Origin of the sequence: Bradyrhizobium sp. BR 1432 (genome assembly GCF_051547705.1) — a bacterium.
GTDB lineage: Bacteria > Pseudomonadota > Alphaproteobacteria > Rhizobiales > Xanthobacteraceae > Bradyrhizobium > Bradyrhizobium zhanjiangense.
The window spans coordinates 7010068-7035179 of record NZ_JBPUGF010000003.1; the positions used below are offsets into that span (position 1 = coordinate 7010068).

General features: G+C 64.8%; 25 protein-coding genes and 2 pseudogenes. 10 read left to right on the plus strand and 17 right to left on the minus strand.

The features are described 5' to 3' along the window. Window positions 1–237: 237 nt before the first annotated feature. Window positions 238–1244, minus strand: a pseudogene (locus ACSKB8_RS34095) (ABC transporter substrate-binding protein). Between the two features lie 149 nt (window positions 1245–1393). Then, window positions 1394–1798, minus strand: coding sequence for an MAPEG family protein (locus tag ACSKB8_RS34100; RefSeq protein ID WP_128934268.1), 405 nt, complete (start codon window positions 1796–1798; stop codon window positions 1394–1396). A gap of 816 nt (window positions 1799–2614) precedes the next feature. Here ACSKB8_RS34100 and ACSKB8_RS34105 point away from each other — a divergent pair. Both ACSKB8_RS34105 and ACSKB8_RS34110 read left to right on the plus strand, forming a co-directional pair. Further along, complete coding sequence (locus ACSKB8_RS34105; protein WP_438108847.1) at window positions 2615–2860, plus strand: hypothetical protein; 246 nt, start codon at window positions 2615–2617, stop codon at window positions 2858–2860. A gap of 155 nt (window positions 2861–3015) precedes the next feature. Continuing rightward, complete coding sequence (locus tag ACSKB8_RS34110) at window positions 3016–4248, plus strand: hypothetical protein (protein WP_438108849.1); 1233 nt, start codon at window positions 3016–3018, stop codon at window positions 4246–4248. Here ACSKB8_RS34110 and gmk read toward each other — a convergent pair. The 9 genes and pseudogenes from gmk to ACSKB8_RS34155 form a co-directional block, all read right to left on the minus strand. Then, on the minus strand, window positions 4181–4840 hold the full coding sequence (gene gmk / locus ACSKB8_RS34115; protein WP_091895057.1) for a guanylate kinase: 660 nt from the start codon (window positions 4838–4840) through the stop codon (window positions 4181–4183). The two genes, ACSKB8_RS34110 and gmk, sit on opposite strands and share 68 nt — an antisense overlap. 3 nt (window positions 4841–4843) lie before the next feature. Continuing rightward, window positions 4844–5731, minus strand: coding sequence for a YicC/YloC family endoribonuclease (locus ACSKB8_RS34120; protein WP_370985433.1), 888 nt, complete (start codon window positions 5729–5731; stop codon window positions 4844–4846). Window positions 5732–5845: 114 nt separating this feature from the next. Then, window positions 5846–7117 (minus strand): endolytic transglycosylase MltG, encoded by a 1272-nt coding sequence (gene mltG, locus ACSKB8_RS34125; RefSeq protein ID WP_438108851.1) that lies wholly within the window; start codon window positions 7115–7117, stop codon window positions 5846–5848. A 126-nt stretch (window positions 7118–7243) separates the two neighbouring features. Continuing rightward, window positions 7244–8509, minus strand: a complete 1266-nt coding sequence (fabF, locus tag ACSKB8_RS34130) for a beta-ketoacyl-ACP synthase II (RefSeq protein ID WP_438108853.1) — start codon at window positions 8507–8509, stop codon at window positions 7244–7246. Between the two features lie 108 nt (window positions 8510–8617). Further along, on the minus strand, window positions 8618–8857 hold the full coding sequence (locus ACSKB8_RS34135; protein ID WP_008551805.1) for an acyl carrier protein: 240 nt from the start codon (window positions 8855–8857) through the stop codon (window positions 8618–8620). A 311-nt stretch (window positions 8858–9168) separates the two neighbouring features. Further along, window positions 9169–9906 (minus strand): 3-oxoacyl-[acyl-carrier-protein] reductase, encoded by a 738-nt coding sequence (fabG, locus tag ACSKB8_RS34140; protein WP_438108856.1) that lies wholly within the window; start codon window positions 9904–9906, stop codon window positions 9169–9171. Between the two features lie 11 nt (window positions 9907–9917). Next, window positions 9918–10877, minus strand: coding sequence for an ACP S-malonyltransferase (gene fabD / locus ACSKB8_RS34145; protein ID WP_091895063.1), 960 nt, complete (start codon window positions 10875–10877; stop codon window positions 9918–9920). A 173-nt stretch (window positions 10878–11050) separates the two neighbouring features. Beyond that, window positions 11051–12076, minus strand: a complete 1026-nt coding sequence (locus ACSKB8_RS34150) for a fatty acid desaturase family protein (protein WP_438108858.1) — start codon at window positions 12074–12076, stop codon at window positions 11051–11053. 3 nt (window positions 12077–12079) lie between these two features. Beyond that, window positions 12080–12788: pseudogene (locus ACSKB8_RS34155) on the minus strand (TetR/AcrR family transcriptional regulator C-terminal domain-containing protein). Window positions 12789–13123: 335 nt separating this feature from the next. On the opposite strand from ACSKB8_RS34155, the gene rpsF reads away from it, so the two are divergent. The 4 genes from rpsF (at window position 13124) to rplI (ending at window position 15602) form a co-directional block, all read left to right on the plus strand. Beyond that, window positions 13124–13594: a 30S ribosomal protein S6 gene (gene rpsF, locus ACSKB8_RS34160; RefSeq protein WP_438108860.1), complete on the plus strand. Its 471-nt coding sequence runs from the start codon at window positions 13124–13126 to the stop codon at window positions 13592–13594. A 5-nt stretch (window positions 13595–13599) separates the two neighbouring features. Then, the gene (gene rpsR / locus ACSKB8_RS34165) at window positions 13600–13839 is read left to right on the plus strand and encodes a 30S ribosomal protein S18 (RefSeq protein WP_007592020.1); all 240 of its coding nucleotides are present in this window, start codon (window positions 13600–13602) and stop codon (window positions 13837–13839) included. A gap of 135 nt (window positions 13840–13974) precedes the next feature. After that, window positions 13975–14955, plus strand: coding sequence for a hypothetical protein (locus ACSKB8_RS34170; protein ID WP_438108864.1), 981 nt, complete (start codon window positions 13975–13977; stop codon window positions 14953–14955). A 47-nt stretch (window positions 14956–15002) separates the two neighbouring features. After that, window positions 15003–15602 (plus strand): 50S ribosomal protein L9, encoded by a 600-nt coding sequence (gene rplI, locus ACSKB8_RS34175; RefSeq protein ID WP_438108866.1) that lies wholly within the window; start codon window positions 15003–15005, stop codon window positions 15600–15602. A gap of 124 nt (window positions 15603–15726) precedes the next feature. Here rplI and ACSKB8_RS34180 read toward each other — a convergent pair whose 3' ends face one another. From ACSKB8_RS34180 to ACSKB8_RS34190, 3 genes are all read right to left on the minus strand, one after another. Next, complete coding sequence (locus ACSKB8_RS34180; protein ID WP_438108868.1) at window positions 15727–16194, minus strand: PaaI family thioesterase; 468 nt, start codon at window positions 16192–16194, stop codon at window positions 15727–15729. 11 nt (window positions 16195–16205) lie between these two features. Then, entirely contained in the window at window positions 16206–16802 is a 597-nt protein-coding gene (locus ACSKB8_RS34185; RefSeq protein WP_438108870.1) for a TetR/AcrR family transcriptional regulator, read from the minus strand. A gap of 109 nt (window positions 16803–16911) precedes the next feature. Beyond that, a complete protein-coding gene (locus ACSKB8_RS34190) occupies window positions 16912–17910 on the minus strand; it encodes a hypothetical protein (protein WP_438108872.1) in 999 nt (332 codons plus the stop codon). Window positions 17911–18190: 280 nt separating this feature from the next. Between ACSKB8_RS34190 and ACSKB8_RS34195 the strand changes: the two genes are divergently transcribed. Next, window positions 18191–19441, plus strand: coding sequence for a class I SAM-dependent methyltransferase (locus ACSKB8_RS34195; RefSeq protein WP_438108874.1), 1251 nt, complete (start codon window positions 18191–18193; stop codon window positions 19439–19441). 104 nt (window positions 19442–19545) lie between these two features. Here the strand turns inward: ACSKB8_RS34195 and ACSKB8_RS34200 are convergent, their stop codons facing one another. Further along, on the minus strand, window positions 19546–19752 hold the full coding sequence (locus ACSKB8_RS34200; protein ID WP_438108876.1) for a transcriptional regulator: 207 nt from the start codon (window positions 19750–19752) through the stop codon (window positions 19546–19548). 539 nt (window positions 19753–20291) lie between these two features. On the opposite strand from ACSKB8_RS34200, the gene ACSKB8_RS34205 reads away from it, so the two are divergent. After that, complete coding sequence (locus ACSKB8_RS34205; protein ID WP_438108878.1) at window positions 20292–21797, plus strand: replicative DNA helicase; 1506 nt, start codon at window positions 20292–20294, stop codon at window positions 21795–21797. Window positions 21798–21851: 54 nt separating this feature from the next. Beyond that, window positions 21852–23126 (plus strand): alanine racemase, encoded by a 1275-nt coding sequence (gene alr / locus ACSKB8_RS34210; protein ID WP_438110793.1) that lies wholly within the window; start codon window positions 21852–21854, stop codon window positions 23124–23126. Between the two features lie 82 nt (window positions 23127–23208). On the opposite strand, the gene ACSKB8_RS34215 is transcribed toward alr, so the two are convergent. Then, window positions 23209–23427, minus strand: a complete 219-nt coding sequence (locus ACSKB8_RS34215; RefSeq protein ID WP_091895024.1) for a cysteine rich repeat-containing protein — start codon at window positions 23425–23427, stop codon at window positions 23209–23211. 39 nt (window positions 23428–23466) lie between these two features. Here ACSKB8_RS34215 and ACSKB8_RS34220 point away from each other — a divergent pair, with 39 nt between their 5' ends. Further along, entirely contained in the window at window positions 23467–24237 is a 771-nt protein-coding gene (locus ACSKB8_RS34220) for an exodeoxyribonuclease III (protein ID WP_438108880.1), read from the plus strand. A gap of 123 nt (window positions 24238–24360) precedes the next feature. Here the strand turns inward: ACSKB8_RS34220 and ACSKB8_RS34225 are convergent, their stop codons facing one another. Next, complete coding sequence (locus ACSKB8_RS34225; protein WP_438108882.1) at window positions 24361–24729, minus strand: GFA family protein; 369 nt, start codon at window positions 24727–24729, stop codon at window positions 24361–24363. Window positions 24730–25112: the final 383 nt, after the last annotated feature.

Consider the following 25112-nt stretch of genomic DNA (forward strand, 5'->3'; position numbering starts at 1 on the left):
GTAAACGGCCACTGGTGAGTTTTTCGGCCGCCGGCTACTTCCGGGCCGAGCCGCTTGCGTAAATCGCGGTAAACCGGGTTTGCGGGGCGAGGCTGCTCTAGGGAGTGTGCTCATACGCCGCGCCGGAATCGGGCGCGTGTGACCGTCCGCTGTGCCCCTGATAGCCGCGCAATACCGGACCTCACGGAAGGTCCGAGTCGGGCCACTCCCGACTAATGCGCGCAGCAAGCAGGTCCTCTATTCGATCACCTTGTCGGCCCCGGCGAGCAGCGTCGGCGGGACTTCGAGGCCGAGCGCGCTTGCGGTCCTAAGATTGATCGCCAACTCGAACTTGGTAGGCTGTTGCACCGGCAAATCGCCTGGCTTTGCGCCGTTGAAGATCTTGTCGATGAAGGCTGCGAGCTGGAAATAGAGGTCAGGATAGTTTACGGCGTAGGCGATCAGTCCCCGGCTTCGACGAACTCGCGGGCTGGGAAGACGGTGGGCACACGGTTGCGGGCTACCCATTCAACGATCATTTGTTGATGCATTTGGGTGAGACCGTCTGCCCCAACGACGAGGCCGTCGATATGCCGTCGCATCACCAGTTCGAATGCGTGGCTCAGGTCACCCTCGCTCCGCACGTCAAGAAGCTCAGCCTCGAGACCCAGCAAGCGTGCCGCTATCTTTGTCTCCTCCCATTCGGCTGGGACAGCTGGATTGCCCATGTTGTGAAGCAACCCAACTCGCGTGAGGCCAGGAACCAGTTCTTTGAGAACCTGAACCCGTTTCGCTGTCAGTTCGGTGCTGAAAGTAATCACCCCCGTGATGTTGCCGGTCGGCCGCGCGAAGCTCGCTACGATCGCACCGGGGCCGCCCATTGTCATCATGACTACTGGAATCGTTCCGGTCGCGTTCTGAACCGCCGTGGTGGCAGGAGTGCCTCTCGCCAGGATCAGGTCGACTTTGAGGCCAACCAATTCGGATGCGAGATCCGGAAACCGCTCGCCCCGACCGTCGGCCGACCGATACTCGATGATCAAGTTGCTTCCTTCGAAGTAACCGAAATCGCGCAGACCTTTGCGCAGAGCCTCGAGGTTGGCGGCGTTCCGTGCCGCCGGTATTGGCTCCAGAATCCCGACGCGATAGACCTTCCCGCCTCGCTGCGCACGCGCTGCGAGCGGCCAAGCCGCCGCGCCGCCGAGCAGCATGATGCATGAGCGCCGGTTCACTCCCGGTCCCTCCGTGCTTCCGACTGGAAGCATAACACACCTCGGCAACAGCAGGAGACTGCTGCGCTGCGGATTTCGATGCTGCCTATGTCGCAGATGGGTCAATCGCGTCGATTGGGGCGCGTTCTCGGCACGTCCGGTCTGGCCTCAACGGCTGGGACATGCCGAGCGCGATCCAGTCCCTAGACCATCAGCTTCCATGACCAATAGATACCTATCGCCATCTGGACCGCGAACGCGGTGAAGCGGAGACTTACTGCTATCGGACTGTTCGACGCGAGATGGATAATCGACTGCACAATCCTTGCGCCGAGAAACCAAAACGCTAGAGGGTCTGTAACATCCGTTCTTGACACCATGATCGCAATCGCCAACAAGCCGCCGAAAATCGGTAGACCTTCGATGCAATTCGCGTGAGCCCGTGCGAGGCGCTGCATGAAGGGCGATAGTCCGGAGTTATCCGGCGTGAAGGCGTTGGCCGCAACCTTTCCAGTCACGACGAGATACGTTCGGATGGTTTCCATCACGACCAGCAGAAGCAGCGCCCACGAGACGAAGCCTGCCAGTGCGTAGCCCGTGTTGGACATGTCTCCTCCCAGTCATTCCTGTTGTTCATTTGTAGCCGATCCTGTCCGAACAAGACAAACAGGACTCCTCTCCTGCTGTCCGCTTCGGATCCACCTGCTGACAAAGTCACGAAATCCGGAACGACGGATGGAGTTGATGGTGGCCCCCGGGAGGCGTCGGGCAACACACCCCGTCAAGGCCTCGCCGCGAAAATATTTCACTTTTCCGAATTTCGGATTTATGGCATACACCACGCATCCCGGCCCTGCCAAAGGGGCGTTCGCGACCGTCACGCGACGCGGGCTGGGTGGCGGTGGACGCGGCAGCGCCGGCGCGGATCAGCGGGATGACGGGGCGGGCAACCGTGAGTCGTCACGCTGGCGCGGTACGACACGGCGCCGTAACAGCGGTCTCGTTGATGCCGGGGGCGAGCACACGCAAGCCTCCAGGCATTCAGGCGGGACCGTCCGCGGACGGAGAAGTCGTGTGGTCCTGACGCCCGGGGTCTGTGCGTCAAGGCTTGCGGTGATGTGGCGGCCCGACCGGGCGCGCGCATCAGCCATCTGCAAGACGACGGGGGCAATAGTGCATCGCTCCCCGGGGAGAGCACGAAGGACACCGTTAAAACCATCCGCGCAGGGAAGGCCGGGCGTTCGGCCAACCCGTGGTCCACCCCGTGTGCACTCTTCGTGGCGCACGGACATGCGGGTGCCGCCGGCGCCCGGCCTTCCCTGCGCCCTTCGGCTTCCAAAGGGCGATGAGATCAAAGCAAGACTCGGGCGAAACGCGCCGCGGGAGCGCAGAGGTATGCCCCTTCGGCCTCGGTGCGCAGGCCCGTGATCTTACCGACTGTCGCACTGCTTTTCGCGCGCGCCCCTACGTCCGGCGCGGTCGTCGTCTCCTCGGGCAAGGTCATCGGCCAAGGCGTCACCGGTACCGTCAGCCCGAACGGCGCAGTCAGAACGGTCGGTCAAGGCGAGGGCGTGACCTTCACAGGCTCCGGCCGTCTCGGGGGCCGCAGCGGTTCCGGAACCTGGCGCCGCTCCGATGGCTGCGGCGGAACCTGGAGTTCGGCGAAATAGTAACGACGTGAAAAGGCCCGATTTCGCCGCGGAACCAACGCGCCGCAGGCCCAATTCAAGCCACATCCTCTCCGGATTTGCGGCTCATTGCCACCCAAGTCTTTGATGACAAAGGGGTGGTTAAGAGTTGCGTCATGCGTAACCGGGAGACCAGGATGGGCAACCGCACCGCAAAGTTCATATCCGCGCTAGTCGGCAGCATCATTGCTGGCGCGCCATTGGCCGCCGTGTCGCAGAACGCGCAGACCGCACCGAGCACGGCCAACGCGGCCACCGACTGCCTCGCCTCGCCGAAGGGCGTCGCGCCGCAGGGGCAGCACTGGTACTATCGCGTCGAACGCGGGACCAAGCGGCAATGCTGGTATCTGCGCGCCGCCGGCGACAAGGACAGCGCGAAGTCCGTGCAGAGCGCGCAGGCCACGAGCGATACGCCGACGGCGCAGGCGCCGGCGCCGCAGCAGCAACAGCACCCGGTGCAGGATGCGCGCGCCGAATATCTGACAGCGCGGAGCGGTATCGCCCCCCAAACACCAAACGCAGTTGCGCAGGCCGCAGCCGCGACCCCGGCGCAACCATCTGCGGACCAGACCGCTGACAGCAACGCGCAACAATCCGCGGGCGACACGCCCTGGCCCGATGTCTCCACGGCGTCCGCGCCGCCCGCGCCACAGCCGGCGCCTGCCGCGGTTGCGGCAGCCGCGCAGCCGAGCGCAAAGCCGTCAAAATCCCCTGCCCCGGCGGCGCTCGCCGTGGCAGACAGCAGCGCCGACAAACCGGCCGGCTCGGTCCAGATGTTGATGCTCGTGATCGGCGGTGCGCTGGCGCTCGCCGGTATCCTCGCCAGCCTCATTTACCGCTTCGCCGGCGCGCGCACGCGCGTCCGCGTCCAGTCCGCCGAGCGTCACGGCTATTGGAACGATTGGGAGACGCAGAACCAGCACGCAAGCCGCGCGCCCTGGCGCGATGCAACGCCGGCCGTTGCGCCGCGCGCGCAGCCGGCGCATCCGATCGACTTCGATGCCGCACGTCCGCAAGCGGCAAAACAAGTGACAAAACTCGCCGCGATTGGCCGCGAGATCGATCTGATCGACGCGCGCAAGCGGCGCGCTGCGGTCCCTGCCGCAGAACCCGACGAGATCAAGCCGGCCGAGGTCGAGATCAAGTTGTTCGATCGGGCTGCTGCGCCCAAGCTAGTCACCAACGAGATTGGCGAGGATCGCGATGAGGCGCCGGCAGGCCGCGACCAGGATGCGGTCGACGTCGACGTCATCACGACCATGCTGGAACAGTTGGCGAAGGAAGGGCCGCGCCTGTCGCGGCCTAACCTTGAAGCTGACCTTGCAAAGTTCGCACGAAGCCTACGAGGCCAATCCGCCGCTCGCGCTTGAGACGTTCGGCCTTCAGGATCGACTGTACCTCGGCGAAGGCCTGGTCGACGTCGTGGTTGATGACGATGTAGTCGTACTCGGCCCAGTGGCTCATCTCGTGGCTGGCGCGGCTCATCCGCTTGCGGATCACCGCGTCGGAATCCTGCGCGCGCGAGTGCAGGCGCTTTTCGAGATCGGCCGCCGAGGGCGGCAGGATGAAGACGCTGACGACGTCGGCGCGCGCCTTTTCGCGTAGCTGCTGCGTGCCCTGCCAGTCGATGTCGAACAGCACGTCCTGCCCCGCCGAGAGCGCCGCCTCGACCGGGCCGCGCGGCGTACCGTAACTATTGTCGAACACCGTCGCCCATTCCAGGAGCTCGCCGGCCTTCACCATCGCTTCGAACGTCGGCTTGTCGACGAACGAATAATCCTTGCCGTTGACCTCGCCGGGCCGCATCTCGCGCGTGGTCGCCGAGACCGACATTTTCAAGCCGGGCATTCGCTCGATCAAGAGACGCGACAGCGTCGTCTTGCCCGCGCCCGAGGGCGAAGACAAAACGAACATCAATCCGCGGCGCTCGACACCGTCAGTTCCGTGACCGCCCGTCGTCATCGATCACTCCAGATTTTGGACCTGCTCGCGGAACTGCTCGACCACGTTCTTCATGGCGAGTCCCGTATTGGTGAGCTCGATGTCGTTCGACTTCGAGCAGCAGGTGTTGACCTCGCGGTGAAACTCCTGCGCCAGGAAATCGAGCTTGCGGCCGATCGGGCCGCCCTTGCCGATCAGCTCACGCGCCTGCGCAATGTGCGAGGCGATGCGGTCGAGCTCCTCGCGGATGTCGGCCTTGGTTGCGATCAGGATCGCCTCCTGCATCAGGCGGTCGGCATCGAAACGATCGGAGGTGTCGAGCAGGCTAGCGATCTGCTCAGTGAGCTTCGCCTTGATCGCCTCCGGTTTGCGGCCGGGCGCAGCCTCGGCTTTCTTCGCCAACTGTTCGATCTCGTCGACCCGCTGGGTCAGGATCTGCCCCAGCGAGGTGCCCTCGCGCTTGCGCATCTCGACGAGATCGGCGAGCGCTTTGTCGAACGCCTCCACTGCGGCGGCGCGCGCGGCCTTGTCCTCCTCTTCGTCGCCCTCGGGTTCGGCGACCTCGACGACGCCCTTGATGGCGAGTAGGCCATCGATGCTCGGCGCGACCGCGTCGACCTTGCCGGAGATCAGTGCGGCCGCCTTCAGCACGGCGTTGAGCACGTCCTCGTTGACGCGGACCGTGGCGGCGGCATTGGTGCGCTTGACGTTGAGATTGGCGTAGACGGTGCCGCGCGCGAGCAGCTCACCGGCGCGCTTCTTGGCGTGGGCCTCGAGCTCGTCGAACCCCTGCGGCAGCCGCACCCTGAGGTCAAAGCCCTTGGCGTTGACCGACTTCAATTCCCATTCGAACGTGTACGGCCCGCTCGCGCCGTGGCTTCGGGCAAAGCCGGTCATGGACGACAGCGCCATCGGTTGAAATTCTCCAGAAACACGGGATTCGCGAGGCCATCAAGCCACGCGAATCTTAAGACTATTTTGCCGGAAAGTGGAATCCGCAATGTCCGCGGGCAGGTCTGCGCCAACCTAGCGCTGGACCACCGGCGGCAAGGACTGCACCGCGCCCTGCCGGGCCGGCGCGGGACCAGCGGGCCGTGATGGTTGCTTTTTCTGCTGGTTGGGCCGCGCCGGCGTGGTCGCGGTCGGCGGATCGGTGGCGGCCGGCGCAGCAGCAGCCGGCGGCTGCGCGTCCTCGGCCGGCTCGACCGTGTCGTTCTGGATCTGCTTCTCCATCGCGCGGAGTTTCGCGACGTTCTTCTGGTGCGCGTCGTAGGTCTCGGTGAAAGCATGCCCGCCGGTGCCGTCGGCGACGAAATAGAGATCGCGGGTGCGGGCCGGGTTGGCGGCGGCCTCGAGCGAGGCGCGGCCCGGATTGGAGATCGGCCCCGGCGGCAGGCCCTCGATCACATAGGTGTTGTAGGGCGATGGCTGCGTGATCTCGCTGCGCTTGATCGGACGGCCCAGCGTGCCCTTGCCGCCGACGAGGCCATAGATGATCGTGGGATCGGACTGCAGCTTGATCCTCTGCTTCAGGCGGTTGACGAACACGGCAGCGACGCGGCTGCGCTCGTCCGGCTTGCCGGTCTCCTTTTCGACGATGGACGCCAGCGTCACCAGCTGCTCCGGCGTCTTCACCGGAATGTCCTGGCTACGGCGCTCCCAGATCTCGGCCAGCACGCGCTTGTGCGCCTGCTGCATGCGCTGGATCACCTGCTCGCGCGTGGTGCCGCGCGGGAACTTGTAGGTCTCCGGCAACAACGTGCCCTCGCGCGGCAGCTCGCGCACGCTGCCGGTGAAGATGTCGTTGTCGGACAGCCGCGCCACGATCTGCTCGGAGGTCAGGCCTTCCGGGATCGTCACGGCATGCTGCACCACCTTGCCCTCGACGATGGTGGCGATGACGTCGCGCAAGGAGGCGTTCTTCTGGAACGAATACTCACCGGGCTTGAGGTCCGAACTCGCCTTCAGCGCGGCGACGCTGGCGATGAACACCCACGGATTGATGTCGGTGACGCCTTCCCGGTTCAACGTCTCGGCGATGTCGCGCTTGCCCGCGCGCTGCGGGATGTTGACGATCTTGTCTTCCCTAAGCGGCCCGGGTGCTTCCAACACCTGCCGGCCGTAATAATAGACCCCGCCGGCGCCGAGCATGGCAATCAACACCAGGGTGATGATGGCGTTGCCGACCACCACGAAGGGATTGCGCGCGCGTTCCGATCGCTTCGGCGGCGGCGGGACCTGCTCGGGCTCGAGCGCTGCCCGCGGACTCCGGGGCGAAATGGGCGGCCTTTCACTCATCGAAGCAACCTGAATTCTGCCGGTTCAATCGCGGCCTGACAATCACCTTGCCGAGCCAAATGCACGCGCCCACTTCTATGACTATCGCCGAATACGGCAAAACGGTGGATTCGTCTCAAACGCAAACTAACTGGCCAAACGCCGGACGATCACCGACGCATTGGTGCCGCCAAAACCAAAAGAGTTCGACAATGCGACGTTGACCTCACGCTTCTTCGCCTTGTGCGGCACGAGATCGATCGCGGTCTCGACCGACGGATTGTCGAGGTTAATGGTGGGCGGCACGACATTATCGCGAATCGCGAGAATGGCGAAGATCGCCTCGATCGCACCGGCCGCGCCGAGGAGATGACCGGTCGACGACTTGGTCGAGGACATCGCGACCTTGGAGGCGGCATTGCCCAGCAGGCGCTCCACCGCACCAAGCTCGATCTCGTCGCCGAGCGGTGTCGAGGTGCCGTGCGCATTGATGTAGTCGAGATCGGATGCCGTGAGACCGGCGCGCTTGAGCGCTGCCGACATGCTGCGGAAACCGCCATCGCCATCGGGCGACGGTGAGGTGATGTGATAAGCATCGCCGGAGAGGCCGTAGCCGATCACCTCGGCGTAGATCTTCGCGCCACGGCGCCTGGCGTGCTCAAGCTCCTCGAGCACCAGGACGCCGGCGCCCTCGCCCATCACGAAGCCGTCGCGGTCCTTGTCATAGGGACGCGAAGCCTTCTCGGGCGTCCCGTTGAAACCAGTCGATAGCGCGCGCGCGGCATTGAAGCCGGCAATGCCGATGCGGCAGATCGGCGATTCCGCGCCGCCGGCCACCATGACGTCGGCGTCGCCGAGCGCGATCAGGCGGGCGGCATCGCCGACCGCATGCGCGCCGGTCGAGCAGGCCGTGACCACCGAATGGTTCGGTCCCTTCAGCCCGTGCGCGATCGAGACATAGCCGGAGGCGAGATTGATCAGGCGTCCCGGAATGAAGAACGGCGACACTCGGCGCGGTCCGCGCTCCTTGAGCAGAATCGCCGTATCGGCAATGCCGTTGAGGCCGCCGATACCGGACCCGATCATGGTGCCGGTCGCGCACTTGTCCTCTTCAGTCTCGGGATGCCAGTTGGCGTCATCGAGCGCCTGGCCGGCTGCGGCCATGCCGAAGATGATGAAGTCGTCGACCTTGCGCTGGTCTTTCGGCTCCATCCACTTGTCGGGATTGAAGGTGTCGTTCGAACCGTCGCCGCGCACGACCGTGCAGGCGATCTTGGTCTGGAGATCGGAGACATCGAAGCTCGCGATCCTGCGCGCACCGCTTTCGCCGTTGAGGATGCGTTTCCAGGTCGCTTCGACGCCACAGCCCAGTGGCGAGACCATGCCGAGACCCGTGACGACAACCCGCCTCATATCCGAAAACTCCGCATCGAAAGATTCACGGCCAATAACAAGAAACCGGCTGGCCGCTGCGAAGCGGCCCGTCCGGTTTCAATGTTGTCCCCGCGAAAATGAAGAGCCTTAGCTCTTCGCGTTCTTCTCGAGAAACTTCGTGGCATCGCCGACGGTGAGAATCGTTTCCGCAGCGTCGTCCGGAATCTCGCAACCGAATTCCTCTTCGAACGCCATCACCAGCTCGACGGTGTCCAGACTGTCGGCGCCGAGGTCATCGATGAAGCTCGCGTTGTCGACAACCTTCTCGGGTTCAACACCAAGGTGTTCGACCACGATCTTCTTAACCCGCTCGCCAATGTCACTCATTGCTTAACCTCGTGTTGTTCCCTGTAGACCCGACCCCCCGGGACGATACGAGCCGTCGTGGTCGTGTTACTTGCCTTCGCTTACGAACTTTGATTTGGCCCCATCCTAACCGATACAGGGCCCGGCGAACGACGGCCAAGGCTCCGCATCGCCAATATACAGGGTTTCAAAAACCTGCAATGGCGTTCTTTGCCCATCCGTTGAAGGTCCGGTTATCATACTTCAATTGCCTTGACTACAAGCCTCATTTCGCTCCGGAAACGGCCTTGCCGCATCCCGCGCCGCCCATGTGGGCAGTGCGGAATGAGGGCTTAGATCATAGCCATGCCGCCGTTGACGTGGATGGTCTGGCCGGTGACGTAGGCTGCTTCGTTCGAACTCAGGTACACGGCGGCCGCCGCGATGTCCTCGGGCGTGCCCAGACGGGCAGCCGGAACCTTGGTCAGAATCGTTTCGCGCTGCTTGTCGTTGAGCGCATCCGTCATCGGCGTCTTGATGAAGCCTGGCGCGATGCAATTGGCGGTCACGCCGCGCTTGGCGTATTCGGCACCGAGCGTCTTGATCATGCCGATCAGGCCCGCCTTCGAGGCGGTGTAGTTGCCCTGTCCGGGATTGCCGGTGACGCCGACCACCGAGGTGATGGCGATGATGCGGCCGAAGCGCTTGCGCATCATCAGCTTGGTGGCGGCGCGTGCCAGGCGGAAGGTCGCGGTCAGATTGACGTTGATGACCTCCTCCCAATCCTCGTCACGGAGTTGCACGAAGAGATTGTCGCGGGTGATGCCGGCATTGGCGATGAGGATGTCGACCTGTCCCATCGCGGCCTCCGCAGCGGGTACCAGCGCTTCGACCTCATCGGCCTTGGAGAGATTGCAGGGCAGCACAAAGGCGCGCTCGCCGAGCTTGCCGGCAAGCTCATCCAGCACTTCCTTGCGCGTTCCGGAAATTGCAACGGTAGCGCCCTGCGCGTGCAGCGCCTGCGTGATCGCGCCGCCGATGCCGCCGGTCGCGCCGGTGACGAGCGCCTTCCTGCCAGTCAGATCGAACATCGATAACTCCCTCAACCCTGCTTCGCGGCGGCCAAGGCATCCTTGGCGGCGGCAATATCGTTGGGACCGCCGACAGCAACGCCGACGGCACCGTCCGCAATGCGCTTGACGAGACCGGTCAGCACCTTGCCGGCGCCGATCTCGAAGAAGCGGGTGACGCCCTGCCCTGCCATATAGGCAACCGACTCGCGCCAGCGCACCGTACCGGTGACCTGCTCGACCAAGCGGCGCCGGATCTCGTCGGGGTCGCTAATGGCGCTCGCCAGCACGTTCGACACCAGCGGCGCGGCCGGCGCCTTGATCGTGACTTTCGAGAGCGCCTCCGCCATGGCGTCGGCGGCCGGCTGCATCAGCTTGCAATGGAACGGCGCGGATACCGGCAGCAGCATCGCGCGCTTGGCGCCCTTGGATTTGGCGATCTCGACGGCGCGATCGACCGCTGCCTTGTCGCCGGAGACCACCACCTGCCCGCCGCCATTGTCGTTGGCGGCCTGGCAGACCTGACCCTGTGCCGCCTCATGGGCGACCTCCATGGCGGCCTCGTAGTCGAGGCCCAGCAGCGCGGCCATCGCACCGGCGCCGACCGGGACGGCTTTTTGCATTGCGAGACCGCGGGTGCGAAGCAGTCGTGCGGTATCGGAGATCGTCAGGCTGCCGGCCGCAGCCAGCGCCGAATATTCACCAAGCGAGTGGCCAGCGACGAAGGCCGCGTCCCGCCCGACGGAAAAACCGGCTTCGCTCTCCAGCACGCGCAGGGTGGCCACCGAGACCGCCATCAGCGCCGGCTGGGCGTTTTCGGTGAGCTGGAGGGTCTCGGCCGGACCATCCCATATGGTCGCCGTCAATTTCTCCCCGAGCGCGGCATCGACCTCGTCGAACACGGCGCGCGCCACCGGAAAAGCGTCGGCCAGGGCCTTGCCCATGCCAACGGCCTGGGACCCCTGCCCCGGAAATGTGAATGCTGCCGTCATCGGCGCTCCCTGCTTGTCGGGCTTGATCCTCACGAGAACCGGCAGCCGATTACGCGCGGCCTTGGGCCAAGGTTCCGGATCACGCTCCAAAGGGGGCCGTAGACACTGTCCGGGGTCGGACTGTCAAGCCAAGATGGGAACCCCGGCCGGCATTCAACCGGGGATGTGGCTTCCTAGAATCCGCCGGCCGTCTGGTTGGCGTCAACCTCTGCCCCCGCCCGCGCGCGGCGCGCGCTGTTGACCAATTGCCCTGGCCGATCGTCCCGGTTCGGCTTCGCGGTGGCGAGCCGCAGCACCGCGGCGTAGCCCGGCTGCACCTCCATGCGGCCGGCATGCCGGCTGGCGCTCAGCAGGCGATGCACCTTCGGCAAATTGTAGCAGGGCACGTAGAACAACAGGTGATGCTCGAGGTGATAGTTCACGTAGTACGGCGCGACGAACAGGCGCTCGAGAAAATTGGCATGGGTGGTGCGGGTGTTGCGCAAGGGGTCATTGCTGTCAGGGACGACGGCGTGCTCGGCGATATTGCGGATACGGGTGATGACCATCATCCAGGTCAGCAGCGGCACCAGCCATAGCAGCGGATAGGCCCACCACACGCCGGCCGCCGCGAGCGCAACGAACATTGCGGCATTGACGGCGCATTGCGGGCCGAGCTTGTCCCAGAAATGCGCCGCACGCTGCCGCCACGGCCAGTCCGTCGGCCCGAGCGCGTTGAGCAATTGTGCCTTGCGTTGCTGATAACCGGTCTGTCCGGTGATGTCGCGAATGAACTTGCGGCGATAGCTCAGCTTGGTGATTGGAAACGGCGCCGACAGCACCAGATCGGGATCGTCTTCCTGTTGGGTGCGCGCGTGATGCTGCAAGTGATAGCGCCGGTAGCTCCGCGTCTCTGCAAACAGCGGATAGGCACAGAACCATTGGCTCAGCGCCAGATTGGTTTTCTCGTCGGCGGACAGGCAGCCATGCGCGCCGTCATGCATGAGGATGGCGAGCCCAAGCTGGCGCGAGCCGATGATGGCGACGGCGAGAATGTATGTCAGCGGATTGGGCCACCACGCGACCAGAGCGATCGCGCCTACGATCAGCGCCCAGGCATGCACGATCAGTGCAACGCCTTTCCACGTCACGCGCTGGCGCACGTCGGCCAATTGTTCGTCAGTCAGGAAATCGCGGGCACGCATGCGAAGCGCGGTCATGGCCTAACTCTCCCCATCCGAAGTGGTCGATGCGTCGTGCTGCTCGACGAGACGCAGGCGCGCCGCCTCGCCCGTGGATTTCGCCTGCTCACCGAGCACGCGCAGCATCTCGGCGCAGAGCTGCTCGGGCGAACGGCCCATGGCGTAGCCTTCGAGGATGACGCCGATGGCGACGGCCCAGAACCGCCGCGAGCTTTCGTCGGGCGCGCGCAGGGAGCGCCAGCCATGCCGCGCGACCTGGCTCGCATAGGCCCGCGCGCCTTCGCTGTGCAGGCGCTCGATGGTGCGCTCGACCAGTGGCGCGAGATCCTGGCGCCGCCGCGTCAGTGTCAGGGCTTCGGCGAAGAAGGCGACCGAATCGCTCGCCGTGACCGTCTCGGCCAGCGCGTGCGTGTATTCCTGCGGCGTGCGCGTCTTCAGCGCCGCCTGCTCCGTCGCGCGCGCCAGATACAGCAGCTCGCGGCAGGCGCATTCGACGAACAGCGCCTCCTTGGTGCGGAAGTAATAGGTGATCTGGCTCGGGAACGCGTCCGCCGCGGCTGCGATGTCGGTGATCGCCGTGCCCGAAAGTCCCCGCTCCCGGAACAGCGGGCTCGCGGCATCCAGCGGCCAGCGACCGCATTTTGCGGCCGGCCGAGCGCGTGGCGCGCGCGGCATGCTTGGGGTCGCTGGCGCCCGGCTCGAACGGCGCATGGGCAGAATTGTCTGCCATTGGATCCTCCCGCTGCTTTCTTTGTATGCTATACAAACAAATAGATCAAGCCGGTAAGATTTGAGGGTGGTGACCACCGCCTACGGGCGGGCGAGGCCGAGACTTGGCTCCCAATCTTGCAAAGCCGGCCAAAATCCGTATAAGGCGCGCATCCGCAGACCCCGGCCGGGAGCTGAACGGACGGTCTCAGCAAATCATTCGTGATTTTGGTGTGGCAGGGCCAGTCGGCCCGTCGTCCCGTGTTTCCGCCTTCTGAGCTTGATCCCAGAGTCCTTTCCGAAGGTCTCTTAAGGGTTTGACGCCGGGCGATGCGCCAACATGAGGAAAGGACTTCCATGCCTCTTTACGAGCATGTTTTTCTCGCGCGTCAGGACGCGAGCCCGCAGCAGGTCGAAGAGCTGACTGCGCAGATGACCGGTATCGTCGAGGGTCTCGGCGGCAAGATCACCAAGACCGAGAATTGGGGCGTTCGCTCCCTCACCTACCGCATGAACAAGAACCGCAAGGCGCACTTCGTGCTGCTCAACATCGACGCGCCGTCCGCGGCGATCGCCGAGATCGAGCGCCAGGAGCGCATCAGCGAAGACGTGATCCGCTATCTCAGCGTCCGCGTCGAGGAGCTCGAGGAAGGCCCGTCCGCGATGATGCGCAAGGCCGATCGTGATCGCGAGCGTGACGACCGCGGCGGTGGCTTCCGCGGCGAGCGTGAAGGCGGCTTCCGTGGTGACCGCGAGGGCGGTTTCCGCGGTGACCGCGGCCCGCGCCGCCCGCGCGAAGAAGCTGAAACCACGACGGATGGGGAGTAAGATCAATGGCTGAAGCTGGTGCACGCCGTCCGTTTTTCCGTCGTCGCAAGAGCTGCCCGTTCACGGGCGCCAATGCTCCCAAGATCGACTACAAGGACTCCAAGCTCCTGATGCGTTACGTCTCCGAGCGCGGCAAGATCGTGCCGAGCCGCATCACCGCGGTGTCCGCGAAGAAGCAGCGTGAGCTCGCCCGCGCCATCAAGCGCGCGCGGTTCCTGGGCCTATTGCCCTACGTCATTCGCTGATACGACCAATTCGACCGGCGGCCATTGAGCCGCCGGTCGTAAACTGATCTGAACGCATAAGGCTTCCGGGTCGTCCGGTCGCCGATGGTTGGGGCAAACGATGCCTCTAACCGCTCGAAGGGAGCGGGACAGCTGATGATGGCCTTTGGACTGATAGCCCTGATCGCCGGCGCCGCGTCGGCCCTGATGTTCGCCTCGATCATTTCGGGCGCGCTGATCTCGCTCGTCCTATTCTATCTCGCACCGCTGCCGCTGATGGTCGCCGCGATCGGCTGGGGGCCGCTGTGCGCGAGCCTCGGCGGCATTGCCGCCGCAATCGGCCTCGGCGCCCTGTTCGGCCTGCCCTATTGCATCGCCTTCGCCGTCACCGTCGCATTGCCGGCCTGGTGGCTCGGCCACCTCGTCCTGCTCGGTCGGCAGGTCGGAAGCGTCGGGCCAGACGCCTCCGTCGCCGAGCCGCCGGCCGAACCCGAGATCGAGTGGTATCCGGTCGGCCGCATCCTGCTCTGGATCGCAGGTTTTGCCGCGCTGACCACGATCGCCGCCCTGCTCACGCTCGGCACCGACGCCGAGACCATCACCGGCACGCTGCGGCGCGGCCTGATGCGCCTTCTGCGCACCACCGACCCGCAAACCTCGGGCGAAGCCAGCCAGTTCGTCGACGCGCTGGTGCGCATCGCACCGGCCGCCGCCACCATCGTCGCGATGATGACGCTGACTCTCAACCTCTGGCTCAGCGCCAAGGTGACGGCGACGTCGGGCCGGCTGCGTCGTCCCTGGCCGGACATGAAGACGGCCGAGCTGCCGCCGATGACGCTCGTGGCGCTCTGCATCGCGCTCGCCTTCTGCTTCACCGGCGGGCTGCTCGCGATCGTCGCGCAGATCACCACGGCCGCGCTGATGATGGGCTATTCGCTGACCGGTTTCGCCGTGCTGCATACGCTGACGCTGACGCTGAAGAGCCGCACCTTCTGGCTCGGCTCGACCTACGCCGTCGTCGTCGTGTTCGGATGGCCCGTGATCGCGATGGTGATCCTCGGCCTTGCGGATGCCGTGTTCGGCTTCCGCGAGCGCTTCCTGCGCAGCCGGCAGCCGCCGCCACTGCCGACCCCTTAAGTCCAACCCGAAAACTGAAACTCAGACCACTTCAAAGGAGAACGAATATGGAAGTCATTTTGCTGGAACGCGTCAACAAGCTCGGCCAGATGGGCGAAGTCGTGAAGGTTCGCGACGGCTATGCCCGCAATTTCCTGCTCAAGCGCGGCAAGGCGCTGCGCGCCACCACCGACAACCGTGCCAAGTATGACGGCATGAAGGCCGAGCTCGAGGCTCGCAACCTCCAGGCCAAGGGCGAGGCGTCCAAGGTCGCCGAGAAGATCGAGGGCAAGAACATCATCGTGATCCGCCAGGCCTCCGAAGCCGGCCAGCTGTTCGGTTCGGTCACGGTGCGCGACCTCGTCGCCGCGTTCGAGACCGACGGCGTCCACCTCGACCGTCCGCAGGTGCAGCTCGACGCGCCGATCAAGACCATCGGCAAGCACACGGTCACCGTCGCCGTTCACCCCGAGGTCGAGGTCGAGATCACCGTGACGGTCGCGCGCAGCCAGGACGAAGCCGAGCGCATCAACCGCGGCGAGGACATCTCGACCCGCAACGAGGACCGCGACGCCGCCGCCGAGGCGATCGCCGCGGCCGGCGAGTTCTTCGATCCGGAAGCCCAGCACGAGGAGGTCGAGCCGGCGCCGGCTGCGGATGAGAAGTAAGCAGCACGTACAGCTCGTCATGCGCGGGCTTGACCCGCGCATCCATCAAGAGAGTTTGCTCAAGAAGATGGATTGCCGGGCCAGGCCCGGCAATGACAACAGAGAATGGATCAGCCCGGTCGCTTCAGGCGGCCGGGCTTTTCGTTTTGGCGGCGACGTCCTCGCTCAACATCGCGATCGAGGCGAGCGCGGTTGCCGTATGCTTCTCGATGCCATCGCTGACGCAGAACACGTCGGCCGCGACCACGGCAACCTGACGGCCCGGCTTGATCACTCTTGCCCGGCAGATCAGCTTCTCGCCGACCGCGGGCGATAACAAATTGAGCTTGTATTCCGCCGTTAGCGCCGGCTGGCCGCGCGAGGTGGCGGCAGCGATCGTCGTGGCGTTGTCGACCAGGAAGGCAGTCACGCCGCCATGGAAAAAGCCGTGCTGCTGAAGCAGTTCCGGCCGCCGCTCTACGGCGATGGTACAGGTGCCGCGCGACAATTCGGACAGCTCGGCGCCGACCAGATTCATAAAACCCTGCCGGCCGACATTGGCGTGGATGCGCTCGGCAACGGCTGCGAATTCGGGGTCCGCTTCGGCTCGCATGCTGTCTCTCCCTATTGTTTGTCGATGCGATCGAGTGGCCGTAGCGCACGGATGGCGCAGGCGATCAGCGTGTTGGCCTCAATGCGCGGATCGGCGCGCTCGCGTCCCGACAGAAAGGCGCGGCAGAAGATCTGGGCCGGGCCGATCAGCTGGCTGACGAACATCACCGGCGTCATCGGCAGCAGCTCGCCGCGCGCGACCAGCGGCGCGCGCCAGCGCTCGATGCCTTCGACAAGGCGCGCGTTCTGCGCGCGCTGGCCGTCGCGCACGTCCTCGCCCCATTCGCTGCGCGAGATCTCGAAGAGATAGCGCGCCTCGCGCCGGCTGGTGACGACCCAGTCGAGATGCGCCCGGATCAGGCGATCGATACCCTGCTCCGCATCGGGCACGGGATCGAGCGCGGCCAGCACCGCGGCGTGATAGTGTCGCAGCACTTCCAGGAACAACGCGCCGGCGAGCTCCTTCTTCGAGCCGAAGGCATGAAAGAAGCTGCCATTGGAGGCACGCGCCCGGGTACGGATCGCGGCCACCGTCGCAGCCTCGAAGCCGACGCGGTCGAACACGATTAGTCCCGCCTCCAACAGGTCATCACGCATGCTCGCCGTCATCGAGACCTCCTAGAGCGTTACTCTAGAGCAGCACTCTACAATCGGTCAAGACGGTGCGGAGGACGCGATGCGCGGCCTCCGCACCGTCGATTGGAAAATGTGGATTGGCTTAGCGCGAGATCGGCGGCGCCGGCAGGCCGGAGGACTCGGCTGGCGCTGCGGGCGGGGCTGCAGCGGTCGCGGGCGGCGCCGATTCCTGCGGTTTGACCGCGGGTGCCGGTTCGGAACTGGCGGCAGGCGCGGCTGGCTTGGGAGCGGCCTCTTCTGCCGGCTTCGGCGCGGCCGGCTCGGCCGGCTTCACGACGGCTGGTGCGGACGGCGTCACCTGCGGGACCGGATCGGGGCGCAGCGCTGGAGCTTCGCTGCCGCGCGGCTCGACCTTCGCGCTATCAGGCTTGGCCTCGGCGGGCTTCTCGGATGCCTTGCTGCTGTCGGGCTTGGCCTCGTCACGACCCGGCTCGACCTTGGCGCTGTCGGGCTTGGCCGTCTCAGGCTTTGACTCGACCTTCGGCTCGCTCTTCTTGTCTTCAGTGGCCGGCGCGGCGGCGTCGATCTTCGGTGCTTCCTCAGTCCCGGGCTTGCCTCGGCGCTTGGCCTTGCGTCCCTCCGGTGCTGCCTGGCCCTCGGACTTCGCGCCGTCCTCGGCCGGCCGCGCAGCACGCTTCTGGCGCGCGCCCTCGGCCGCCGGAGCGGCACCCTCGCCCTCCGGCTTGGCGGCCTCCTGCGACCGCTGGCGGCGGCCCTGATGTTCGGACTGGCCCGGAGCCGTATTGGCTTCCTTATCCTTGGCGCCGTCCTTCTTGTCCCTGCCGTCCTTGGCCTGGTAGCGGGTATCGGTGGCACCGTTGGAGACGAGGTAGGAGGCGAGGATGCCCGCCATGTCCGAGCTCGTGGTGTAGTGCTGGCGCAGGAAGCCCGGCAGCGAACCCGGCGCCACGGATTTCAGAAGCCCGCGGGGGCTCTTGTGGCAGGCATTGCAGGTCTGCGCGAAGAGCTGGGACGGAGACTTGCCGGCCTCGAGGTTCGTTGCCTGCGCAAGAACGGTATCGGTCGCGCCGAAGCCGATCAGAAGCAGTACCGTCGCGAGACTGAGCGCTCGGCTCGACATTTCCCATCATCTCCATTGAAATCCGAGAGGTGCAGCCGGCATCCCGCGCGGCGGCGGTCACCTTTTAGCCGATTGAGCCGCGAATGGAAGCGGGCCCGCGCGCAAGGATGTGATTAAGCGCTTTTCGAATATCGGCTTTGAACACAGCGCAATAGCGGAGCCGGACCCGCTCCCCTAGATTTAGATGCAAACGCATAGGAACCCGAGCGGGACCCTGAGCGTCAAATGTAAAGGCCGGGTTAGTCGCATCTCTTCGGGTCCGCTCGAGAGGAAGGTGTCGATGGACCGTTTGTTGCGTAGATTCCTGTCTCAATTCATCCGCCGCGGGTCGATGATGCTGACCAGCGCGAGCGGGGCGACGTTCACTGTCGGCGACGGCTCTGGCGAACCGGTCGCGGTGCGCTTCATGACCGCGGACGCGGAGCGCAAGATCCTCATCAATCCCGAGCTCGGGCTTGGCGAGGCCTATATGGACGGCGAGTTCGTGGTCGAACGCGGCACCATAGCTGATGCCCTCGCGATCCTGCTTGATCAACCCGACCTATTGCCGCAGTGGGCAAAACCGTGGTGGCACCTGCGCTATCTGACGCGCCACCTGAAGCAGTTCAATCCGCGCTCGCGCGCCCGCAGCAATGTGGCGCACCACTACGATCTCGACGCCCGGCTCTATTCACTCTTCCTCGATGCCGACAAGCAATATAGCTGCGCCTATTTCGAGACGCCGGAGACGACGCTCGACGATGCACAGCTCGCCAAAAAGCGGCACATCGCCGCGAAGCTGCTCGTCAGGAACGGCCAGCGCGTGCTCGACATCGGCTCGGGCTGGGGCGGGCTCGGGCTCTATCTCGCCGAGATCGCAGGCGCCGACGTCACCGGCATCACCCTGTCGACCGAGCAATTGCAGATCGCCAATGCGCGCGCCGCCGAAAAGGGCCTGGCGGGCTCGGCCAAATTCCTGCTGCAGGACTACCGCGACATCGACGGCCCATTCGACCGCATCGTCTCGGTCGGCATGTTCGAGCATGTCGGCGCCCGCTTCTACGACACCTACTTCCAGCGCTGCGCCGAGCTCCTGAGCGAGGACGGCGTCATGCTGCTGCACTCGATCGGCCGCTCGCAGGGGCCGGACTCGACCAATCCCTGGATCGCCAAATACATCTTCCCCGGCGGCTACATCCCCGCTCTGTCCGAGGTGCTGCCGGCGATCGAGCGGGCGGGCCTGCTGGTCTGCGATATCGAGATCCTGCGCCTGCATTACGCAGAGACGCTGAAAGCCTGGCGGGAGCGCTTCATGGCACGGCGCGAGGAGGCCGTGCAGCTCTACGACGAGCGCTTCGCGTTGATGTGGGAGTTCTACCTGGCGGCCTGCGAAATGACCTTCCGCAAGCAGGCGATGATGAACTTCCAGATCCAGCTCACCCGTCGCCAGGGCGTGGTGCCGATCACGCGCGACTACGTCACGCGCGAAGAAGCCCGGCTGCGGGCCCTCGAGGGCGGCGCCAAGCCCAGGCTGAAGCTGGCAGGTGAATAAGCCCTAAAGCGCGATGAGATTAGGATGAATCGTCATCGCGCTTTAGGTTATTGTTTGAGCATGATCTTTTCGGAAAACCGCTGCACACTTTTCCGGATCATGCTCTAGTGACGCAGGGTCGAAATCTGGGAGAGCCGGAAAGAGGCGTTTAACGCCAGTTGCGCCCGCAATTCGACGAGAAGTTCGGGTGCGACCGGCTGACGCCGCACGTCAGGCCGCTCGGCGTGCTCCATGGCCGCGATCAGTCCCGCGAGCCAGAGCCGGCTGCCTGCTTCGCTCCGCCATATCTGCTGCTGCCGTTCTGGCCGCATTGCTTGCCTCGTCTTCCCGCTGGCGCGTCGGGGACAACCCCCTGCCCGCCGGCCCGTTCCGGCTCTACCCCGAAAGAATCCGGGAAGATGTGATCTGTTTCACATAAGTCTGGTCGGACCTGACTTAGATCGTCGCCATGAGCAAAAAGACCCAAACCTCATTCGACGTGCAGGACGACCTCCGCACCGATTACGCCCTGATCGTCACCGGCGTCGGCGCGGCCCTGGTTGCGCTGGTCTACCTCCTGCTGGTCTGAAGCCGAGCGGAAAGCTCCCAGCGTGCGTCAATTCGCGCGTTCTTCGATGGGTCTATGTGCCAATCCATAAGGTTCACGAACTCGAGCATTTTTCCGTGGCGCGGTTGCGGCCGCTCCCGGTTCCGCGAAAATCCGTCAAGCACGCGGCGTGCTGCGGCTGCCAATCATCCACCATTTTCACTGAGCGGTTGATAGCGGTCAGCTTTTGCTTCCGCTTTGGGCCGAGGCGGCGCTTTATCGCGCCCCGCATCCGCCCAAGAAAATTGCTAAGCACGTCCGACCATGGCCCTGACTGATTCGAACGTTCTCAAACTCGCGCCCGACGCCGGGACTCCCGCCTATCGGAGCGCGCCGCATAATATCGAGGCGGAACAGAGCCTCCTGGGCGCGATCCTGGTCAACAACGACGCCTTCTACCGCGTCTCCGACTTTCTGGAGGCGAAGCATTTCTTCGAGCCGCTGCACCAGACGATCTTCGAGACCGCCGGCAGCCTGATCCGGATGGGCAAGATCGCGACGCCCGTCACGCTGAAGACGTTCCTCCCCGCCGATACCGACGTCGGCGGCATGACCATCGGGCAATATCTGGCGCGGCTCGCGGCCGAAGCGACCACCATCATCAATGCCCAGGACTACGGCCGCACCATCTATGACCTATCGTTGCGGCGCGACCTGATCGGCATCGGCGAGGACATGGTCAACGTCGCCTATGACGCACCGGTCGATTTCCAGCCGCGGGCGCAGATCGAGGACGCCGAGCGCCGCCTCTACGAACTCGCCGAGTCCGGCCGCTACGACGGCGGCTTCCAGAAATTCTCGCAGGCGCTGACAGTCGCCGTCGATCTTGCGGCGAAAGCATTCCAGCGCGACGGAAAGCTGTCGGGCATCTCGACGGGCCTGCGCGACCTCGACACCAAGATGGGCGGCTTGCAGCACTCCGACCTCATCATCGTGGCGGGACGTCCCGGCATGGGCAAGACCTCGCTTGCGACCAACATCGCCTACAACGTCGCACAAGCCTATGTTCCGGAACTCCAGGCCGACGGCACCATGAAGGCCGCCAACGGCGGCGTGATCGGCTTCTTCTCCTGCGAAATGTCGGCCGACCAGCTCGCCACGCGTATCGTGGCCGAGCGCACCGGCATCCCTTCCTCCCACATCCGCCGCGGCGGCATCTCGGAAGCCGATTTCGAAAAGATCCGGCAGGTCTCGATCGAGCTGCAATCGCTGCCGTTCTATGTCGACGCCACCGGTGGCCTGTCGATCGCGCAGCTGATGGCGCGCGCCCGGCGGCTCAAGCGCCAGAAGGGCCTCGACCTCCTGGTGATCGACTACATCCAACTGTTGTCCGGCTCGGGCAAGCGCGCCAGCGACAGCCGCGTGCAGGAAATCACGGAGATCACGACCAGCCTGAAGGCGCTGGCGAAGGAGCTCAACGTCCCCGTGATCGCGCTGTCGCAGCTGTCGCGTCAGGTGGAATTGCGTGACGACAAACGGCCGCAGCTCTCGGACCTGCGCGAATCCGGCTCGATCGAGCAGGACGCCGACGTCGTGCTGTTCGTGTTCCGCGAGGAATATTACCTCGCCATGAAGGAGCCTCGCCCCGGCACCGAGGAGCACGCCAAATGGCAGGCCGACATGGAACGCACGGTCGGCCGGGCCGAAGTCATCATCGGCAAGCAGCGCCACGGTCCGACCGGCACGGTCGAGCTGCACTTCGATGCCTCGGTCACCCGCTTCGGCGACCTCGCCCATGACGGCCAGTTGCCGGATCGCAGCGACTACTAGAGTGTTCCCCGGGTTGAACCACTCGGGTCTCTTGCGTAAAACGGCGTCATGACAATGGCGTCCGCTCCGAAAACGATCCCGCAACCCGGTCCTCTCTCCGCGGAGGCCAATCAGGCTGCCGCGCTCGCAGCCTATGGCGGCGTGCTCACCGTCGATCTCGACGCCATCATCGCCAACTGGCGCAAGCTCGAGAAGACGGCGGTGCCGGCCGAATGCGCGGCGGTGATCAAGGCCGACGCCTATGGCTGCGGCGCCCCCGAAGTCGCGCGTGCGCTGAGCAGGGCCGGCTGCAAGACCTTCTTCGTTGCCACCATCGAGGAAGCGCGCAAGGTGCGGGAGGCGGTGCCGGAGCCCACGATCTACGTGCTCGGCGGCTATTTCCAGAACACCGGCGAGCACTATGCGAAGATCAACTGCCGGCCGGTGATCGGCGATCTCAACGAGCTCGCCGAATGGGACGTGTTCTGCCGCCGCAGCGGCTGGACCGGAGGCGCCGCCGTTCACATCGACACCGGCATGAACCGGCTGGGCCTGACGCTTGCAGAAGCGCAGGCCATCATTCCCCGCATCAATGCCGGCGATCACGGCATTACGCTGGTGATGAGCCATCTGGTCTCGGGCGAGCAGCTCAACAGTCCGGTCAATGCAAGACAACTCGCAGCCTTCCGCAGCATCGCCAGCGAATTCTCAGGCGTGCCGGCCGCGCTCGCCAACTCGTCCGGCATCTTCCTCGGTGCCCCCTTCCAGTTCGACATGGTGCGACCGGGGGCTGCGCTCTACGGCGTCAACCCGACGCCGGAGGCCGACAATCCGATGCAGCAGGTGGTCGACCTCAAGGCGCGCATCGTGCAGATCCGCAGCATCGATCGCGGCGAGAGCGTCGGCTATGGCGGCACCTGGACCGCACGGCGGCCGACCAAGCTCGCGATCATCGCGGTCGGCTATGCCGACGGCTATTTCCGCGCCGCCAGCTCCAATGACGGCACCCGCGGCGCCGAGGTCATCGTGGCCGGAAAACGCTGCCCGGTCGCGGGCCGCATCTCGATGGACCTGATCGCGATCGACATCACCGACCTGCCGCCGAACGCGGCGCGGCGCGGCCACATGGTGACGCTGCTCGGAGAGGGCATCACCGTCGACGAGCTCGCGCATCATTTCGGCACGATCGGCTATGAGGTGCTGACCAGCCTCGGCCACCGCTACGCCCGCATCTACAAGGGCGGCAATGTCGTGGAGCCGCTGGCAAAGGCGGTTGCCGCGGCGGCCGAGCAACCGCCGTCACCGCCACCCATCGAGCAGCCGACAGCCCCGCCGCCGCTGCCGTCCTAGCGGATACACGCGTGCCCCGGATGCAGCGCAGCGCGCCTTCAGCTGTGCGCTTGCGCGCTACGGCTTGTCCGGGACACGAGACTTATTTCTTCTTCCTGCTATCCAGCGCCGCCTTGCAGGTCGCAGTGAGCTGGTCGCGCTTGCCGTTGAGGCATGCGACGATGCCGCCGCCCGGCGCGATGCCGGCGCAGAATTTGTCATAGTCCGCCTTGCACGCGCCGCGCGGATCGGACGATTGTGCCGATACGGCTCCGGAGAACGCGATGACGAGTGCGACGGCAACAAAGCTCAACTTGGACATTGTGTCTCCGGTATCGGAAGGCAGTAGCGTTAGCCCTACATGAAGATTGCGACATTCAACATCAACAACATCAATCGCCGCCTGCCCAATCTGTTGGCATGGCTGCGCGTGGCGAAGCCCGATGTCGTCGCGCTTCAGGAGTTGAAGGCAAGTGATGGCGAATTTCCGGCAGCGGCCATCGAAAAGGCCGGCTATGGCGCAGTCTGGCGTGGACAAAAGACCTGGAGCGGCGTCGCCCTCCTCGCTCGCAACGCCGAGCCGGTGCTCACCCGCGATCGCTTGCCGGGGAAGGCCGACGATCACGAAGCACGCTACATCGAGGCCGCCGTGCGCGGCATCATCGTCACCAGCATCTACCTGCCAAACGGCAATCCGCAGCCCGGGCCGAAATTCGACTACAAGCTCGACTGGTTCGCGCGGCTCAAGCGCCACGCCAAGAGCTTCATCAAGCAGGATCTGCCGGTGGTGCTCGCCGGCGACTACAACGTCGCCCCCACGGAGATCGACATCTATCCGACCCGATCATGGGACAAGGATGCACTGATCCAGCCGAAGAGCCGCGCGGCATTTGCCTCGCTGGTCGACCAAGGCTGGTGCGATGCGATCCGCGAACTGCATCCCGAACAGCGCGTCTACACGTTCTGGGACTACAAGCGAAACCGCTGGCCGCGCGATGCGGGCCTGCGGCTCGATCATCTCCTGCTCAGCCCTGCCCTCGCCCCGCGGCTGGTCAAAGCTGGCGTCGACAAGAAGATCCGCGGCGAGGATGGCGCCAGCGATCACGCGCCGGCGTGGGTGGAGTTGAAATAGGTCGACGATGCCGTAGCCGTAGGGTGGGCAAAGGCGCATAGCGCCGTGCCCACCATCTCTATCCTCACCGAGGTCGAAATGGTGGGCACGCTAACGCTTTGCCCACCCTACGAAACTGTGGGCTCACCACAAATTCCTGCCGTCGATCACGGTCACCGGCACGGCCTCCAGATCGAAATCGTCGAACAGGCGCGCATTCACAGCGACCTTGGGATTGTCGAAATCGGGTTTGCCGGTCGACCAGTCCGGCGACTCCGAATAGGTGCCGCAGCCGCAGCTCGCGCAGAAATGATGTTTGACGGTGCGGCTGCCCCAGAGATAGGTCGCAACGTTCTCCGCCGGCGACAGCCGGCGGAACTGCGCCGGCGTGTAATAGGCCCACAGCGCGCCGCGCTTGGCACATAGCGTGCAGGTGCAGCGCGTCACGCTCGAAGGCGCCTCCGTCACCTCGAACACCGTCTCACCGCAATGACAGCTTGCCTCGATCGGCATGATCCTCGCTCCGTTTTGTCAGGAGGTGGTCGTAGCCGGTCCCTGCTGCCAACATGCTGTCAGCAGCGGGACGCCTAAAACAAAAACCTGAAAAACAACCCCATGCACAGTAGCCGACCCCTGTGCGCTCAATGGCTTACGCAAAATCCGAAATCCCATTTGACTCGTCGGGCAAAACACTGGCAGAATGTCATCATCGAAGAATTCTCCCGACGCTGCCAACATGCGCTCGCGCGGTCCCTATCGCGTTTCAGCCGCCGTACTTCGCCAGCGAACCTCCTTGTCACCGCCAAATCAACGTATCGGTTCAACACCGCGTCGGCGCGGTACGCCAAAATCGGATGTAATTGTCGGGCCCGCGGAACAGAGCCCTGATCGCGGCC

Excerpts from the sequence above, each read along its gene's own strand:
- ACSKB8_RS34100 (WP_128934268.1), bottom strand. The coding sequence starts at position 1,798 with ATGTCCAACACGGGCTACGCACTGGCAGGCTTCGTCTCGTGGGCGCTG.
- ACSKB8_RS34110 (WP_438108849.1), top strand. The coding sequence starts at position 3,016 with ATGGGCAACCGCACCGCAAAGTTCATATCCGCGCTAGTCGGCAGCATC.
- gmk (WP_091895057.1), bottom strand. The coding sequence starts at position 4,840 with ATGACGACGGGCGGTCACGGAACTGACGGTGTCGAGCGCCGCGGATTG.
- ACSKB8_RS34120 (WP_370985433.1), bottom strand. The coding sequence starts at position 5,731 with ATGGCGCTGTCGTCCATGACCGGCTTTGCCCGAAGCCACGGCGCGAGC.
- mltG (WP_438108851.1), bottom strand. The coding sequence starts at position 7,117 with ATGAGTGAAAGGCCGCCCATTTCGCCCCGGAGTCCGCGGGCAGCGCTC.
- fabF (WP_438108853.1), bottom strand. The coding sequence starts at position 8,509 with ATGAGGCGGGTTGTCGTCACGGGTCTCGGCATGGTCTCGCCACTGGGC.
- ACSKB8_RS34135 (WP_008551805.1), bottom strand. The coding sequence starts at position 8,857 with ATGAGTGACATTGGCGAGCGGGTTAAGAAGATCGTGGTCGAACACCTT.
- fabG (WP_438108856.1), bottom strand. The coding sequence starts at position 9,906 with ATGTTCGATCTGACTGGCAGGAAGGCGCTCGTCACCGGCGCGACCGGC.
- fabD (WP_091895063.1), bottom strand. The coding sequence starts at position 10,877 with ATGACGGCAGCATTCACATTTCCGGGGCAGGGGTCCCAGGCCGTTGGC.
- ACSKB8_RS34150 (WP_438108858.1), bottom strand. The coding sequence starts at position 12,076 with ATGACCGCGCTTCGCATGCGTGCCCGCGATTTCCTGACTGACGAACAA.
- rpsF (WP_438108860.1), top strand. The coding sequence starts at position 13,124 with ATGCCTCTTTACGAGCATGTTTTTCTCGCGCGTCAGGACGCGAGCCCG.
- rpsR (WP_007592020.1), top strand. The coding sequence starts at position 13,600 with ATGGCTGAAGCTGGTGCACGCCGTCCGTTTTTCCGTCGTCGCAAGAGC.
- ACSKB8_RS34170 (WP_438108864.1), top strand. The coding sequence starts at position 13,975 with ATGATGGCCTTTGGACTGATAGCCCTGATCGCCGGCGCCGCGTCGGCC.
- rplI (WP_438108866.1), top strand. The coding sequence starts at position 15,003 with ATGGAAGTCATTTTGCTGGAACGCGTCAACAAGCTCGGCCAGATGGGC.
- ACSKB8_RS34180 (WP_438108868.1), bottom strand. The coding sequence starts at position 16,194 with ATGCGAGCCGAAGCGGACCCCGAATTCGCAGCCGTTGCCGAGCGCATC.
- ACSKB8_RS34185 (WP_438108870.1), bottom strand. The coding sequence starts at position 16,802 with ATGACGGCGAGCATGCGTGATGACCTGTTGGAGGCGGGACTAATCGTG.
- ACSKB8_RS34190 (WP_438108872.1), bottom strand. The coding sequence starts at position 17,910 with ATGTCGAGCCGAGCGCTCAGTCTCGCGACGGTACTGCTTCTGATCGGC.
- ACSKB8_RS34195 (WP_438108874.1), top strand. The coding sequence starts at position 18,191 with ATGGACCGTTTGTTGCGTAGATTCCTGTCTCAATTCATCCGCCGCGGG.
- ACSKB8_RS34200 (WP_438108876.1), bottom strand. The coding sequence starts at position 19,752 with ATGCGGCCAGAACGGCAGCAGCAGATATGGCGGAGCGAAGCAGGCAGC.
- ACSKB8_RS34205 (WP_438108878.1), top strand. The coding sequence starts at position 20,292 with ATGGCCCTGACTGATTCGAACGTTCTCAAACTCGCGCCCGACGCCGGG.
- alr (WP_438110793.1), top strand. The coding sequence starts at position 21,852 with ATGGCGTCCGCTCCGAAAACGATCCCGCAACCCGGTCCTCTCTCCGCG.
- ACSKB8_RS34215 (WP_091895024.1), bottom strand. The coding sequence starts at position 23,427 with ATGTCCAAGTTGAGCTTTGTTGCCGTCGCACTCGTCATCGCGTTCTCC.
- ACSKB8_RS34220 (WP_438108880.1), top strand. The coding sequence starts at position 23,467 with ATGAAGATTGCGACATTCAACATCAACAACATCAATCGCCGCCTGCCC.
- ACSKB8_RS34225 (WP_438108882.1), bottom strand. The coding sequence starts at position 24,729 with ATGCCGATCGAGGCAAGCTGTCATTGCGGTGAGACGGTGTTCGAGGTG.